The sequence below is a fragment of the Skermanella stibiiresistens SB22 genome (assembly GCF_000576635.1).
GTDB classification, from domain to species: Bacteria; Pseudomonadota; Alphaproteobacteria; order Azospirillales; family Azospirillaceae; genus Skermanella; species Skermanella stibiiresistens.
In genome coordinates, this window is record NZ_AVFL01000021.1 from 24,503 (window position 1) to 39,028 (window position 14,526).

The window sequence follows — 14,526 nt, forward strand, 5'->3', positions numbered from 1 at the left end:
AGCCGACACCCCGCGCCGGTTTTCAGGTGATCTTTGGACTAGTTCAGCTCCCGGGCAACCCGAAAGCCGTTGGCCAGATAGCGCACGTCCTCGTCATAATTGAGGCGGCCGGTGGCCGACAGCGAGTTGGCGTCGTTCCGCCACGACCCGCCGCGCAACACGCGCTTGCGGCAATCGCCCTGCGTCCAGGCGCCGCCGTCGGCGGGGGCGCCACGGTAATTGTTGTTCCAGCAGTCCGCCACCCACTCCGCGACTCCCCCATTCATATCGTAGAGGCCGAGCGGGTTGGGCTTGAAGCTGCCGACCGGCAGGGGGGTCATCCTCTCGTACATGCCGCCGCAGTTCTCGCAATTCGCGTTGGCGACGCCGACGATGTCGCCCCACCAGAAGCGTCCGGCCGTGCCCGCGCGGGCGGCGTATTCCCACTCGGCCTCACTGGGCAGGCGGTATTTCTGCCCCGTCCGCTTGGACAGCCACGTCACATAGTCGACGGCGTCCTTCCAGTGGACATTGTGGATCGGCGTCTCGTCGGTGGCGCTGGTCATGCGCGGCATGGTCTCGCACCCGCCACCTTGGACGCAGGCGCGCCATTCCGCCACCCGGACCTCGAACATCCCCAGCGCGAAGGGGCGGCCGATCGTCACCTTGTGGCTCGGCATCTCGCTGGGATCGCCCTTGACCGTTCCCATGGCGAAGCTTCCGGCGGGAACGCGCACCATGATCGGACATTCCGCGCAGTCCTGGAAGCTGTTGGACTGCCCCTTGTTCCGCGTCGCCGGCTGGGGAGCGGGATCCGCGGCGGTGGTCTGGGCGGGAGCGGGCTTGACGGGTTCCGGTTTGGGCGGCTCGACCTTCTTCGCTTCCTGCTTGGCCGGCGCCTGGGCGGGCGTGGGGACGGGCGCTGGCGCCGGCTTGGGCGGTTCGGCCTTCGCGATCTCCGTCCTGGGAGCAGGGACCGCCGCGGCGGGGGCAGGTGGAGCAGCCGATGCCATTGGAGCGGGTGCCGGCGTCACGAGGGCCAGCCGGCTCCGCGCCAGCGCGGCGTTGCGGCTGTCGGGGAAAAGCTGGAGATACGCGGTGAAGTCCCCCGCCTGGGCGCTGTCGCGGATGCGCTGCCACATCGCGTCCTCCAGGTCGGGGCCGCTGGCGGGGGTGCCGGCGGGTTCAACCTCGATCCGGACCGACGCGGTCGCCTTGCCGCCCTTGCCATCCTCGGCCAGGATGGCGAAGCTGCCAGCGTCGCCGGGGGCGGACTGGCCCGGGTCATACAAGAGGCCGGGAATTTCGGCGGCCGTCACCTTGTCGCCCAGGCGCAACGCTTGCGAGCCTCTCCTGACCGTGCCCCGCGACGGCAGGGTGGCGACCGTCAGTGTCAGTGGGTCGCCGTCGGGATCGGTGGGCGTCTCCAGGCCAAGTCGCGGCACCGCCAGGCGGAAGGTGCGCTCACCGGCCACCACCGGCGGACGGTTCGACTGGTCGACCGTGATCGCGATGCTGCCGGGCGCCATGCCGCCCTTGTTGTCCATCACCGCGAAGTCGAAGCTGCCTGCGGCACCCACGCCGCCGATCTCCGGCTTGTAGGTCAATTGGGACAGTTGCGCGGCGCTGAGGTAGTCGCCGATCAGCACCAGCCGCTCGCCCAAGCGGATCTGTCCCAGTGTCGGCAGGTTGGAGACCTGCGCGAAGACCTCGTCGCCATCCGGATCGGCGACGCGTCCGATGCCAAGCTTGACCGGTTCGGCCGAGTCCCCGATGACGATTGGCTTCAGGGCGGGAAGTTCGGGGATGCGGTTCGGCGGCGCCGGATTGAAATAGAAGGGTGTGGCGCCCAGCGAGCCGAAGATGAAGGGTTCCTGGCGGCCCTGAGTCGCCTCCATCACGTTGTCGCGCACCCGGCGGAAGAACAGGCCAAGCTCCAGTCCCGGCACCGCGAAGTTTCTCAGCAGCGCGTTGGTGTAGGGACTGTGCTCGCCGCTGCCGTCCTCGGCCAGCGCGTCGGCTCGTGTCGCCAGGGCTACCAGCGTATCGCTCGGCGTGTCGTCGATCCGCGACAGGCCGGCGGAGACGTCGCGTTCCCGCAGGGCACCGGCGTTGTTCTTCGACAGGCGGTCGGCGAAGGGATTGTTGCGGCAGGCGTCCAGGATCAGCACGCCCAGCTTCCGGGCCTGCGCCAGCTCTCCCATGATCAGGTTGAGCGGCATCGCCTCGTAGACCAGATCGCGCTCGCGCTCCAGCTTGGCGTCGGACGGCAGCAGATAGTTCTGGCCGCGCACCTGAAGCCCATGGCCGGCGTAGAAGATCACGGCCACATCAGCCGAGGCGGCGCGGATGCCGAAGTCGCGCAGACGGCCGGAAAACCCCCGGTTATCCAGGTCGTAGGCTTCCTCGACCTCGAAATTCAGCTTCCGCAGGGAAGCGGCGATGGCTCGGGCGTCGTTGCCGGGGTTGGGCAGGGCTGGAGCGAACTGATAGGCGCCGATGCCGACCACCAGGGCGATCCGCTTGTCCGTCTCGGCGGCGCGCGCGATCGTCGCGCCGGTGACCAGCACGCCGCAGACCAGGATTACCAGCAGGCTCAGGAACCGAGTAATTCTCATCAGGGAAGCGTCCCACCCGTCGCATGCCACGCCGCCCGACCAGGATTTCGAGCTCGGCCGGCCGCGACAGCCGACGGCAACATACTCGTTAGATTATATCCCCGACGGGCCAGTTTGAGACAAGCATGAAAAGTAAGTATTCCGAATGCTCAACCAAATCGATTGGGGGATATGCGTAAGGGAATGATCGTTGCTTGTCTTGAGTGGGAAGATGTCCGGTAGCGTGTCCATCGATGGGCTCTTGGGAGGTGTTTCGAAAGAGGTGAATGGCTTCACAGACAAGGGTTATGCGTCCGCCTAACGTTTGCGGACCGACACGGTGGAGCCTCCACCGGTCACCGTAGCCGAGGGGAACGCCTCCATGCCGACACCGACCCGCTTCCTGATCGCCGGGGCATTCATGGCCTTGGCTTCCGCGACCGGCGCCTTGACGGTCGCCATCGGCACGACCACCAGCGCCGCCGCGGCGGAGTTGAACCAGCGCACCCACCTGGAACCCCGCTTCAACGACAAGATCCAGATGCAGATCGCCAAGAGCTGGCGCCGCCAGGGCGAACTCCAGAACCAGGACTTCACCCGCGGAAGCCAGCAGGGCTGCGGCAGCCAATCCGTCGGCAACGTCTTCGTCCCCAAGGGCGCCCAGGCCCCGCGCGAGGTCGTCACGATCATCACCGGCGACGTGATCAACAACGTCGGGCGGGGAGGCTGCCGATGACACCGAGGTTGCTGGCCCTCAGCCTCGCGCTGTCCGCCCCGATGGCTTTGGTTGTCACACTGGCCTTGGGCATCGGAGGCGCGGCGGCCACAGTGGTCAAGGAGGGCGGCCCGCCGGTCGGGGCCAAGGCGGGCGGAGCCCCCGGCCTCTTCCCGAGCGGGGCGGTTCGGCTTCAATGCTGGCAGCATGGCGACCGCATCATCGACGAGAGCGACCTGCGCGACACCGCGATCGATTACTTCGACAGCTCCAGCGGCCTGCGTTTCCGGCGCGGCTCGGCGCCCGACCGGATGGTGATGCTGCTCAACCCCGCGCCGGAGACCACCTGCCTGCTGCAGGAGGAGAAGGCCGAATAGGGCGACGCCCCAATCCATTCCGCCGCGATCACCCATTCACAGGAGAGAACCGATGCCCCCTTGGAACCGACTGGGCCGCCAGCTGGCCGCCGCCGTCCTGACCACCGGCCTCGTCACGGGCGCCGCCGCGGCGGCGCGGGACCGCGCGTCGATCGACGAGACCTTCACGGCCAAGGCGGCCGACCTGCGGGGTGTCGCGGGCCACGTCCATGTCCGACTGCACGACGGCCCCGGTATCCGGCTCAAGGCCGAGGGGCCGCGCTCCTGGATGGGCGAGCTGTCGCGACGGACCGAGCGCGGCACCCTGGTGGTGACGGCGGGCTCCCTGTCCGTGGCCTCGTCGGGATCCTCGGTCAACATCGCGAGCGGCTTTGGCGCCCGGGCGGTCAGCCAGATCGGCGGCTTCACCCTGTCCTCCGGCGATCAGGGTGAGGACGACCTGCCGGAGGTCGAGCTGTGGGTCCCGCGGGGTACGCCCCTGACCGCCACCGGCATGGTTGGCGACTGGGAGATCGGCGACCTCAAGGCGCCCGTGAGACTGGACGTGTCCAGCGGGCGGGTGACGGCGGGCGCCGTGACCGACGGCGATTTGTCGGTGCATGGTGGCGGCACCGTCGCGGTCGCCCGTGTCGATGGCGACCTCGACGCCGATCTGGCCGGCGCTGGCGGCATCACGGTGGGCGGCGGCAAGGTCGGCATGCTGAAGGCATCCATCACCGGTACCGGCAGCATCAGGGTACAGGCTCCGGTGGAACGCGCCGACCTCAGCATCTCCGGCATCGGGTCGATCGATGTCGACAGGATCCGGGAGGAGCCGACGGTGCGGGTCAGTGGTCTCGGCACCGTGCGGACCGGATCGCGTTAACGTTCGTTAAACGGCGCTCGCTGCTGCGGAATCTCGGTAAACGCTGCTTTAACCATGACGACGATAGTGTGCGCCACCGACCGGATCGGCATCCGACGCGCGGTGAGAGCACGAGACGTCATCATGGCATCCTCCCCTTCCTTCGACCGTTCCTCACACGACCTTTCCTCCAATGACAATCAGGAGGCCGTGACCCATAGCGGCATCACCGGTCTCTACAAGGCGTTCTGGCGCCATGCCGAGGGACACAGGCCGCTGGTCGCGGCTTTCCTGTGCCTGCTGTTCCTGGCCCAGACCGTGCGCTTGGCGATCCCCTATTTCTTCGGCGAGGCGGTCAACTCGCTTCAGACGGCGGGAACACAGGCCGACGGCCAGAACATGTCCTTGGCCGGCTGGTACATGGCGCTGATGTTCGGCACCTGCGTGGTTGGCTGGCTGATGCATGGGCCGGGGCGGGTCATCGAGCGATTCATGGCGGTCCGTATCCGCGAGCGGTTCGCCGACGCGCTCTACGCCAAGGCGGTGACGCTGCCGCTGCGCTGGCACGAGGGCCATCATTCCGGCGACACCATCCAGCGCATGGCCAAGGCGACGGCGGCGCTGTTCGGCTTCTCGCAGAACCAGTTCATCTATCTCCAGAACTCGGTCAGCCTGATCGGACCGCTGGTGGCGCTGTGCCTCGTCTCCGCCTGGACCGGCGCCGCGGCGATATTGGGTTATGTCTTGATCTTCGCGATCCTGATCCGGTTCGACCGCATCATGGTCTTCCTGCTGAACGAGGAGAACCGCTTCGAGCGCCGCTACACCGCCGAGCTGATCGACTGCCTGGGCAACATCTCGACGGTCCTGACGCTGCGTCTCCAGGCGGCCACCCGGTCGGCCGTCGCGGCCCGTCTCACCACCGTCTTCGCGCCGCTCCGCCGGGGCATCGTCCTCAACGAGGCCAAATGGTGCGCGATCGACCTGCTCAACAACGGCATCCGCTGCGGTCTGGTGGCGCTGTACGCGTGGCTGGCGTGGCGGAGCGAGGGCGTCATCCTGCTCGGCACCGCCGTCATGGTCCATCAGTACTCCCAGCAGATCGGCAACGTGGTCGGCTCGATGGCGACCAATTGGCAGGATCTCGTCCGCTACCAGACCGATATCGGCAGCGCCGACGAGATCCTGTCGGCGGCCAGTCGCAAATCGGCCTCCGCCCTGCCGGTGGCGTCCGGCTGGACCGAAATCGCTGTCGAGGGGTTGGAGTTCAGCCATGCCAACCAGCGGCAGGACGGGCCGACGCTTCGCGACGTGTCGCTGATCCTGCGGCGCGGCGGCCGCATCGCCTTCGTCGGCGAAAGCGGATCGGGCAAGAGCACGCTGCTGCGCGTGCTGGCGGGATTGTACGAGGCCGACCGCGTGACGCTGTCGATCGATGGCGTGGCACGGTCCGACCTCCGCGACCTCGGCCCGATCGCCACGCTGGTGCCGCAGGACCCCGAGATCTTCGAAGGCACCATCACCCAGAACATCACCATGGGCGTCCCGTACCCGCCGGGTGCCGTCGAGCGGGCTTGCGCGCTCGCCTGCCTCGGACCCGTGATCGAGCGGATGCCCCAAGGGTTGGCGACCGAGATCACCGAGCGGGGCCTCAACCTGTCGGGTGGCCAAAAGCAGCGGCTGGCGCTGGCCCGCGGCATCCTGGCGTCGCGCGATAGTTCGCTGATCATGCTGGATGAGCCGACCAGCAGCATGGATCCGACAACCGAAATGCGGATCTACGACAATCTCCTGGCGGAGTTCCCCGACGCCTGTGTCGCGTCGTCGATCCACCGGCTGCATTTGCTGACCCGGTTCGACACCATCGTGTGGATGGCCGATGGCGCCGTGGTCGACTTGGGCTCGCTGGAGGATCTGCTGGACCGCCAACCCGTGTTCCGAGCACTGTGGGAAACCTACGCTGGCACCCGCGGAAGCGGCGCTTCCCCGGCTGGCTTGGTGCTGGCGGCCTGAACCGGCCCCAACTCCGCTAGGGCTGCTCGCGCCGGGAGCGGCGCCACGAGGTCCAGCGCCGCTCGCCCCGGATCATCACGCCCGCGGTGGGCCGGCGCAGGAAGGGAATGTCCAGGGCCAGCAGCAGCAGGCCGAGCGGCACCATCCAGAATCCCAGGATCGGCAGGAAGCCCAATATCCCGCCGATGATCAGCAGGACGCCGGCCGGTATCCGGATCCACCGCTGGTCGGGATTGCGGAGTCCGCCAACCATCCGGGAGATCCAGCCCGGCAGGTTGCGTTGAAGTCGGTCCAGGCTACGGTCGAGCCTGCGTTCGTCGTGGTTCGTCATGATGCGCCCTGAACTGGGGTGCCGATGTCGGATTGTGAAGAGGCTGCCGCCCGCGTTCGCTCTTTCGGGTTTGCCCGGCACCGCCGGCGCGGGTAGATAGCCGGCGGCGGTGAACGGGGAGTGGTGATGACCGAGTTGGAGCAAGCGGCGCGTGGGCTTCTGGTGGCCAAGCGATACCGCGCGGCGCGCCGGCTGCTCGCCGCCCAGCCGGATCTGTCGGCACAAGGGCACGCCTTGCTTGGCCGGGCCCATCTCGGCATGAAGGACTTCGAGCCGGCGCTCGACCACCTCCGTCGCGCCGCCGCGCTGGACCCCGGCGACATTGACATCCGCGTCCATCTCGCCCGTGCCCTCACCGCCGCCGGATCGCCGCACCTGGCCGTCACCCTGCTGGAGCCCTTGGCGGCGGCGCCTGAGGTGGACCCGCCCGCTTGGGAGGCACTGGCATCGGCTTATCGCCTGGATGCCCGCTACGAGGACGCGATCCGGCTGGTGTCGCGCGCGGTCGCGGCGGGTGGCGTCACAGGCCAGCTTCTTTACGACCAAGCCATGTGCCAACACGCGCTCGGCGACGCCGCCGGCGCCCTGGCGGTGTGGGATGGATTGCTCGACAGTCGGCCCGATCTCGCGGCGGCCTGGTTCCAGAGCCACGCCGCCGCCCTTCAGGTCATCGGCATGGACAACGCGCTCGACCGTCTCCGCCGCGCCGCCGAGTGTCATGGGGCCAACGGCAAGTACTGGGCCTTCCTGGCGGCATACGCCCTGCTGGAGGGCCGCGAGGCCGACGCCGAGGTCATCATCGCGCGGCCACTCCGGGACCGTCCGCATCATCTGGCGCTGGTCGATGGGGTCCGGGCGCTGCTGCCGCGCCTGGCGTGCGATTTCCGGCTGTTCGGCTGCGGCGCCGACCTGCTGCGCCACGGCGTCGCCTTGGCGGAGCGAACCGGGCTCGTGCTGGAGTTCGGCGTCCGGCGCGGCACCTCGATCAACCACATCGCCGACGCCGCCGGTCAGGACGTCCACGGCTTCGATTCGTTCGAGGGCCTGCCGGAGGATTGGGGTACCCAGCCCCAGGGCAGCTTCACCACCGGCTTGGAACTGCCACCCGTGCGGCCGAACGTGACGCTCCACCCCGGCTGGTTCAGCGACACCGTGCGGCCTTTCCTCGCCGCCCATCCCGGCTCGCTCCGCTTCGCCAATCTGGACAGCGACATTTACTCATCGACCAGCACCGTCCTGACCGCGCTGGCCGACCGCCTGGAACCCGGCGTCATCCTGGTCTTCGACGAGTTCATCGGCAACCGCACTTGGCGCGACCACGAGTACAAAGCCTTCATGGAATGCGCCGCCGAAACCGCCATCGATTACGAGTACGCAGCGGTGTGCCCCTTCACCGGCCAAGTCGTGGTGCGGGTGGTGGCATCAGGCCGTGCCACTCAACCGTAGGTCGGCTACAGCGAAGCGGCAGCCGACAAGCAGGCGCGTTGGGAGTGGTGTCGGCTGTCGCTTCGCTGTAGCCGACCTACCTCCGGCTTGCTTGTCTCCGGGGTGAAAGTCGGGCCGGCGCGTGATAGGGTCCGCCTCCGCGAAGAACAACACCAGGAAGATGTCCGATGACCCAAGCGCGCGCCGACGCGGAGACGGATCCCGCGCCCGTGGCGAGCCCCCGTGGACATGGCGTCGGCCTTGGTGAGGCCTTCTGGGTCTGGGCCCGCATCGCGGCGCTCAGCTTCGGCGGACCGGCGGGGCAGATCGCGGTCATGCACAGGATCCTGGTCGAGGAGAAGCGCTGGATCGGCGAGACGCGGTTCCTGCACGCCTTGAACTATTGCATGCTGCTGCCGGGGCCGGAGGCGCAGCAGTTGGCCGTGTATATCGGCTGGCTGATGCACCGGACCGTGGGCGGCCTGATTGCCGGCATCCTGTTCGTGCTGCCCGGCGCCGTCGCGATCATGGCGCTCAGCTGGATCTATGCGGCCTTCGGCAATGTTGGGGTGGTGCAGGGCCTGTTCTTCGGGTTGAAGGCCGCCGTGCTCGCGGTCGTGCTCGACGCGGTCATCCGCATTGGCAAGCGGGCGTTGCGGAACAACGCCATGATCGGCATCGCGGCGGCGGCGTTCCTGGCGATCTTCGCCTTCGACGTGCCGTTTCCGATCATCATCCTGACGGCCGGCCTGATCGGCTTCGTCGGCGGCCGCCTGGGCAACCCGGTCTTCCGGGTCGGCGGCGGGCATGGCAAGGCTGGATCCTCGGTGGTGGCCGACGCCGACAGCCTGCTGGGCGAGGAATCCCCGCTCCACGCCCGGCCGAGTGTGGCGTGGTCGCTCCGGATCGGCGGCATCTTCCTGGCGCTCTGGCTTGGACCGGTGGCGGTCCTGGCCCTCACGTTGGGGTGGGGCGACGTCTACAGCGAGATCGCCGTGTTCTTCTCGAAGATGGCGGTGGTCACGTTTGGCGGCGCGTACGCCGTCCTGGCCTATGTCGCCCAGCAGGCGGTCGAGCATCACGGCTGGCTCCAGCCCGGCGAGATGCTCGACGGTTTGGGTATGGCGGAGACGACGCCCGGCCCGCTGATCATGGTGACGCAGTTCGTGGGCTTCATGGCGGCTTATCGGGACGCGGGCTCGCTGCCGCCCCTGGTGGCCGGCACGTTCGGCGGCCTGCTGACGACCTGGGTCACCTTCGTGCCCTGCTTCCTGTGGATCTTCCTTGGCGCCCCGTTCATCGAGGGCCTGCGGGGCAACGTGGCGCTGGGGGGAGCGCTGTCGGCGATCACCGCCGCTGTCGTGGGCGTCATCCTGAACCTCGCGATCTGGTTCGGCCTGCACGTCATCTTCCGCGAGGTGCGGGAGGTCGCGTTCCTGGGAATGTCGCTGGACATCCCGGTGCCCGCCTCGGTCGACCCCGCCTCGCTGGCGCTGACGGTGCTGGCGGCGCTGGCGATCTTCCGGTTCAAGATCGGGCTGATCCCGACGCTCGGCGCCAGCGCGCTCGCCGGGATGCTGTGGTTCCTGGCCGCGAACGGCCCGTGATGGTCCCTCCGGACGTGGGCGTTTCCCCACCGACGCCAGCCGCCACTTGCATTTTATCGGCTGGCCGTACAAGTATCCGGCCCAAATCGTGAAACGCAGGGAGAATTGAGATGTCCAGGTTGCTTTCGACGGTGGGAGCGATCGCCATCGGCTCGCTTCTGGCCGCTCCGGCCGCCACCACGGCGTGGGCGCAGGAGACGGTGACCGTCGGCGCCATCGAGATCCTGTCCGGGCCGAGCGCCGCCTATGGCACCGCGATCAAGGGCGGACTGGAACTGGCGCTCGACGAGATCAACGCGGCCGGCGGCGTCTTGGGCGGCAAGAAGATCGCCCTGATCATCGAGGACTCGGCCGGGAACAAGGACCAGGCGGTCAACGCCGCGCGCAAGCTGGTCGGCCGCGACAAGGTTCCGGTCGTGATCGGCCCGACGCTGTCCAACGAGATGTTCGCGGTCGGTCCCGTCACCAACGAACGCAAGGTGGTCACGGTCGGCACCTCGACCACCGCCAAGGGCATCACCGAGATCGGTCCGTTCATCTTCCGCACCTCGCTGCCCGAATCCGACGTCGTTCCGGTGACCCTGAAGACGGCCAAGGACAAGTTCGGCGTCAAGAAGATCGCGATGATGTACGCGAACGACGACGCGTTCAGCAAATCCGGCTTCGACAGCATGAAGGCGGCGGCGGAGCAGCTCGGCTTCGAGATCGCGACGATCGAGACGTTCGGCAGCAAGGACAGCGACTTCTCGGCCCAGTTGACCAAGATCAAGGGCTTGAACGTCGACGCCATCACCATCTCGGCGCTGGTCGAGCCGATCTCCGGCGTCGTCCTCCAGGCGCGCCAGCTCGGCATCCCCGCCAGCGTCCGCTTCATCGGCGGCAACGGCGCCAACTCGCCGAAGCTGGGCGAGATCGCCGGCGGCGCCGCCGACGGGTTGCTGGTCGGCAGCCCCTGGTTCATCGCCAAGAAGGGCGAGACCAACGAGAAGTTCGTCGCCGACTACAAGAAGCGGAACGGCAAGGACCCCGACCAGTTCGCGGCGCAGGCCTATGACACGATGTACATCGTGGCCAAGGCGATCGACACCGCCGGCGCCGCCGACAGCGACAAGATCCGGGAGGCGCTGTACAAGACCGACTTCAACGGCGTGATGGGGCCGTTCAGCTTCACCCAGGGCCGCGATCCCGCGTCGAACGAGGGTGTCGTGGTGCTGGCCATGAAAAACGGCCGCTTCGAAATACTGGAGTAGTCCCGCGAACGGTCCCGTGCTAAGGGAGGCCCGCTCCCGGAGCGGGCCTCCGCCACCGCGGATATCCGTGCCACCCGCGACGCGGGACGCTCTTGTTACTGTGAATGGCGTATCGCTTCCATGCTGTCCCAACAATTGGTCAACGGCCTGGTGCTGGGTTCGACCTACGCGCTGTTCGCGCTGGGGTTCACCTTGATCTTCGGTGTGCTCCGGGTCATCAACCTGACCTATGGCTTCTACTTCTCGATCGGCGCCTTCGTTGCGCTGACGGCCGCGCGGTCGTTCGGCGCCAACATCTGGGTGGCCTTGCCGCTGGGCGCCATCGCGGCCGGACTGGTGGCCGTCGTCGCGGACTGGATCCTGCTGACGCGGCTGCGCCGGGCCAAGGCCGGTGAACTGTCCTCCCTGATGGTCACGCTCGGCGCCGTCCTTGCGCTCTATTCGCTGATGGCGGTGTTCATCGGCACCGACATCCAGCGCTTCCCCTTCGGCTTCGTCGACAACTCGGCGATCGAATTCTCCGGCATCCGCATCTCGCTGGTGCAGATGCTGATCATTGGCACCACGTTGGTGCTGGTGGCCCTGCTGTTCGTGCTGCTCCAACGCACCAAGCTGGGCCTGATGATCCGGGCCTTGGCGGAGAACGAGGACGCGGCGCGGCTGATGGGCATCAATGTCGGCCTGACGGTCGCGGCGGTTTCGTTCCTGTCGGGCATGCTGGGCGGGGCGGCCGGCGTGCTGATCGGCCTCAACTTCAACGCGATCCAGCCCTTCATGGGCGAGCACATGATGCTGCGGGGCTTCGCCGTGATCATCATCGGCGGGCTCGGTGACATCCGGGGCGCCCTGATCGCCGGCGTGCTGCTGGGCGTGCTGGAGGTTCTGACGGCGGGCTATATCTCGTCCAACGCCAAGGAGGCCGTCGCCTTCACCATCCTGGTGCTGACCCTGTGGTTCCGCCCGGTCGGCCTGTTCGGCCGCGCCCAGGCGAAGAGGGCGTGACCATGGCTGAATGGCTCGACGATTTCCTCTTCACCTACGAGAACCTTGTCCACGCGCTGGGTGTCCACGGCTTGCTGGCGCTGTCGATGTATTGCGTCATGGCGGTGGGCCAGCTCTCGCTGGGACAGGCCGCCTTCATGGGGATCGGCGCCTATACCGGCGCGCTGCTGACGCTGAACCTGGGGCTGCCGTTCTGGCTGGTGCTGCCGCTCTCCGCCCTGGCGCCTGCTCTGGTGGCGCTGGTCATCGGCGGTCCGACGCTGCGCCTCAGCGGCGTCTATCTCGCGATCTCCACCATCGCGCTGGGTGAGGTGCTGCGTGTCCTCTACATCAACGCCGAATGGCTTACCGGCGGCGCGCTTGGCCTGTCGGGCATCCCGCGCAAGGCGGATCTCTGGCTGATCTACCTGCTGCTGCTGATCGGCGTCGTCGCCTTCTGGGCGGTCGGGCGGTCCAAGATCGGCCGCGCGATGGAGGCGATGCGCGAGGACGAGGCGGTGGCCGGCGTGATGGGCGTCAACCTGCCGCGCTACAAGCTGGGGGCGCTGATCGTCTCGTCGATGATCGCCGGGCTGGCCGGCTGCCTGTCGTCTCACAGCAACAGCTTCATCGGTCCCAACGAGTACGGTTTCGAGATGGCGGTGACGATCCTCAGCTTCGCGCTGCTGGGTGGCATCGGCACCCCCGTGGCTCCCGTGATCGGTGCCATCATCCTGACCGCGCTGCCGGAGGTGCTGCGGCCCTTGCAGGATTTCCGGCTGGTGTTCAACGGCTTGATCATCGTGATCGCGGTGCTGTTCCTGCCGCGCGGCGTCATTCCCTTCCGGTTGAGGCGGGCGCCATGACCACCTTGCTCACCGCCAGCAAACTGACCAAGCAGTTCACCGGCCTGCTCGCCGTCAACGAGGTCGATGTCGCCGTCGAGGCCGGGAGCGTCCACGGCATCATCGGACCGAATGGCGCCGGCAAGACGACCTTGTTCAACCTGATCTCCGGCCTGCTGCCGCCGACATCGGGCAGCCTGACGCTGGATGGCCGGGACATCACGGCCGCGGCGCCCTACGAGCGCACGCGGCTGGGCGTCGCCCGCACGTTCCAGAACATCCGCATGTTCTCCGACATGACGGTGATCGAGAACGTGATGACGGGGATGCACACGCGCCTGGAGTATTCCGGCGTCGCGGCCTTGTTCCGGCTGCCCGCCTTCCGGCGCGGCGAGCGCGCGGCCAAGGAGCGGGCGACGGAGCTGCTGGAGTTCGTCAACCTCGCCGGCAAGGCGCGGTCGCGCTCCGGTGATCTATCCTATGGCGACCAGCGCCGGCTTGAAATCGCCCGCGCGCTGGCCGGCGATCCGCGCCTGCTGCTGCTCGACGAGCCGGCCGCCGGCATGAACCCGACCGAGACCCGCGATCTGGCGACCCTGCTCCGGCAGGTCGGCCAGCGCGACATCACGCTGCTCCTGGTCGAGCACAACATGGGCTTCGTCATGGACCTGTGCGACCGCATCACGGTGCTGAACTTCGGCCGCAAGATCGCCGAGGGCACGCCCCGGCAAGTACGCGACGATCCGTCGGTGATCGAGGCCTATCTGGGCACCAAGGTCGCCGAACGTCTGGCGAAGGCGCACGGCGCATGAGCGCGCTCCTGGAAGTCACCGGCCTCCATCTCGGCTATGGCAGGACCACCGCCGTCAAGGGCATCGACCTGTCGGTGCCGGTCGGCGGGGTGGTCTGCCTGATCGGCGCCAATGGTGCCGGCAAGACCACGACCATGCGCGGCTTGGCCGGACTGCTGAAGCCGACCGCCGGCAGCATCCGGTTCGAGGGCGCCGACATCACCGGCACGGCCGCCCACCGCATCGCGCGCTTGGGCATCCGCCAAGTGCCGGAGGGACGGCAGGTCTTCGCCGAGATGACGGTCGACGAGAACCTTCATCTTGGCGGCTTGCAGGCACCGGACTCGGCCGAGTTCGCCAAACGGCGCGACTTGGTGCTGGAGCGTTTCCCCCGCCTGCGCGAGCGGCTGTCGCAGCAGGCCGGCCTGTTGTCGGGTGGCGAGCAGCAGATGCTTGCTATGGGCCGCGCGCTGATGGGAGCCCCCCGCCTGTTGCTGTTGGACGAGCCGAGCATGGGGCTGGCCCCCCTGTTCGTCGAGGAGATCTTCCGGATCATCGGCGACCTGAAGCGTGAGGGCACCACGATCCTGCTGGTCGAGCAAAACGCCCAGGCCGCGCTGGAGATCGCCGACTACGCCTATGTGCTGGAAAGCGGCGTCATCACGCTGCACGGGCCGGGTCCCGAGATCGCCGACAACCCGCGGGTGGCGGCGGCCTATCTTGGCGGCCACTGAGGCGTTAAGGTGATCTCCGCACGCTTTCGTTGGTGGG

Annotated in this window: 13 protein-coding genes; 11 read left to right on the forward strand and 2 right to left on the reverse strand. The window is 67.8% G+C overall.

What is annotated here, in order from left to right:
* Nucleotides 1–38 precede the first annotated feature (38 nt).
* Entirely contained in the window at nucleotides 39–2,597 is a 2,559-nt protein-coding gene (locus N825_RS36855) for an SUMF1/EgtB/PvdO family nonheme iron enzyme (protein WP_084165021.1), read from the reverse strand.
* Nucleotides 2,598–2,958: 361 nt separating this feature from the next.
* Here N825_RS36855 and N825_RS23970 point away from each other — a divergent pair, with 361 nt between their 5' ends.
* From N825_RS23970 to N825_RS23985, 4 genes are all read left to right on the forward strand, one after another.
* Nucleotides 2,959–3,312, forward strand: coding sequence for a hypothetical protein (locus tag N825_RS23970; RefSeq protein ID WP_157619509.1), 354 nt, complete (start codon nucleotides 2,959–2,961; stop codon nucleotides 3,310–3,312).
* The gene (locus tag N825_RS23975) at nucleotides 3,309–3,668 is read left to right on the forward strand and encodes a hypothetical protein (RefSeq protein ID WP_037457769.1); all 360 of its coding nucleotides are present in this window, start codon (nucleotides 3,309–3,311) and stop codon (nucleotides 3,666–3,668) included. The genes N825_RS23970 and N825_RS23975 overlap by 4 nt, the downstream gene beginning before the upstream one ends.
* 52 nt (nucleotides 3,669–3,720) lie before the next feature.
* Nucleotides 3,721–4,533: a hypothetical protein gene (locus tag N825_RS23980; RefSeq protein ID WP_037457773.1), complete on the forward strand. Its 813-nt coding sequence runs from the start codon at nucleotides 3,721–3,723 to the stop codon at nucleotides 4,531–4,533.
* A gap of 123 nt (nucleotides 4,534–4,656) precedes the next feature.
* On the forward strand, nucleotides 4,657–6,525 hold the full coding sequence (locus tag N825_RS23985; RefSeq protein ID WP_198038873.1) for an ABC transporter ATP-binding protein: 1,869 nt from the start codon (nucleotides 4,657–4,659) through the stop codon (nucleotides 6,523–6,525).
* Between the two features lie 16 nt (nucleotides 6,526–6,541).
* On the opposite strand, the gene N825_RS23990 is transcribed toward N825_RS23985, so the two are convergent.
* Nucleotides 6,542–6,856, reverse strand: coding sequence for a hypothetical protein (locus N825_RS23990; RefSeq protein WP_037457774.1), 315 nt, complete (start codon nucleotides 6,854–6,856; stop codon nucleotides 6,542–6,544).
* A 126-nt stretch (nucleotides 6,857–6,982) separates the two neighbouring features.
* Between N825_RS23990 and N825_RS23995 the strand changes: the two genes are divergently transcribed.
* The 7 genes from N825_RS23995 (at nucleotide 6,983) to N825_RS24025 (ending at nucleotide 14,489) form a co-directional block, all read left to right on the forward strand.
* A complete protein-coding gene (locus N825_RS23995) occupies nucleotides 6,983–8,302 on the forward strand; it encodes a class I SAM-dependent methyltransferase (protein ID WP_037457776.1) in 1,320 nt (439 codons plus the stop codon).
* A gap of 167 nt (nucleotides 8,303–8,469) precedes the next feature.
* Nucleotides 8,470–9,888 (forward strand): chromate efflux transporter, encoded by a 1,419-nt coding sequence (chrA, locus tag N825_RS24000; protein WP_051512889.1) that lies wholly within the window; start codon nucleotides 8,470–8,472, stop codon nucleotides 9,886–9,888.
* A 110-nt stretch (nucleotides 9,889–9,998) separates the two neighbouring features.
* Nucleotides 9,999–11,138, forward strand: coding sequence for an ABC transporter substrate-binding protein (locus N825_RS24005; RefSeq protein ID WP_051512891.1), 1,140 nt, complete (start codon nucleotides 9,999–10,001; stop codon nucleotides 11,136–11,138).
* Between the two features lie 120 nt (nucleotides 11,139–11,258).
* Entirely contained in the window at nucleotides 11,259–12,140 is an 882-nt protein-coding gene (locus tag N825_RS24010; protein ID WP_037457779.1) for a branched-chain amino acid ABC transporter permease, read from the forward strand.
* Nucleotides 12,141–12,142: 2 nt separating this feature from the next.
* On the forward strand, nucleotides 12,143–12,985 hold the full coding sequence (locus N825_RS24015) for a branched-chain amino acid ABC transporter permease (protein WP_037457780.1): 843 nt from the start codon (nucleotides 12,143–12,145) through the stop codon (nucleotides 12,983–12,985).
* Nucleotides 12,982–13,776, forward strand: a complete 795-nt coding sequence (locus N825_RS24020; RefSeq protein WP_037457781.1) for an ABC transporter ATP-binding protein — start codon at nucleotides 12,982–12,984, stop codon at nucleotides 13,774–13,776. Before N825_RS24015 ends, N825_RS24020 begins: the two co-directional genes overlap by 4 nt.
* A complete protein-coding gene (locus N825_RS24025) occupies nucleotides 13,773–14,489 on the forward strand; it encodes an ABC transporter ATP-binding protein (RefSeq protein ID WP_037457782.1) in 717 nt (238 codons plus the stop codon). The genes N825_RS24020 and N825_RS24025 overlap by 4 nt, the downstream gene beginning before the upstream one ends.
* Nucleotides 14,490–14,526 lie beyond the last annotated feature (37 nt).

Bases quoted from the DNA above. Each gene is read 5' to 3' on its own strand.
- N825_RS36855 (WP_084165021.1), bottom strand. From the start codon at position 2,597: ATGAGAATTACTCGGTTCCTGAGCCTGCTGGTAATCCTGGTCTGCGGC.
- N825_RS23970 (WP_157619509.1), top strand. From the start codon at position 2,959: ATGCCGACACCGACCCGCTTCCTGATCGCCGGGGCATTCATGGCCTTG.
- N825_RS23975 (WP_037457769.1), top strand. From the start codon at position 3,309: ATGACACCGAGGTTGCTGGCCCTCAGCCTCGCGCTGTCCGCCCCGATG.
- N825_RS23980 (WP_037457773.1), top strand. From the start codon at position 3,721: ATGCCCCCTTGGAACCGACTGGGCCGCCAGCTGGCCGCCGCCGTCCTG.
- N825_RS23985 (WP_198038873.1), top strand. From the start codon at position 4,657: ATGGCATCCTCCCCTTCCTTCGACCGTTCCTCACACGACCTTTCCTCC.
- N825_RS23990 (WP_037457774.1), bottom strand. From the start codon at position 6,856: ATGACGAACCACGACGAACGCAGGCTCGACCGTAGCCTGGACCGACTT.
- N825_RS23995 (WP_037457776.1), top strand. From the start codon at position 6,983: ATGACCGAGTTGGAGCAAGCGGCGCGTGGGCTTCTGGTGGCCAAGCGA.
- chrA (WP_051512889.1), top strand. From the start codon at position 8,470: ATGACCCAAGCGCGCGCCGACGCGGAGACGGATCCCGCGCCCGTGGCG.
- N825_RS24005 (WP_051512891.1), top strand. From the start codon at position 9,999: ATGTCCAGGTTGCTTTCGACGGTGGGAGCGATCGCCATCGGCTCGCTT.
- N825_RS24010 (WP_037457779.1), top strand. From the start codon at position 11,259: ATGCTGTCCCAACAATTGGTCAACGGCCTGGTGCTGGGTTCGACCTAC.
- N825_RS24015 (WP_037457780.1), top strand. From the start codon at position 12,143: ATGGCTGAATGGCTCGACGATTTCCTCTTCACCTACGAGAACCTTGTC.
- N825_RS24020 (WP_037457781.1), top strand. From the start codon at position 12,982: ATGACCACCTTGCTCACCGCCAGCAAACTGACCAAGCAGTTCACCGGC.
- N825_RS24025 (WP_037457782.1), top strand. From the start codon at position 13,773: ATGAGCGCGCTCCTGGAAGTCACCGGCCTCCATCTCGGCTATGGCAGG.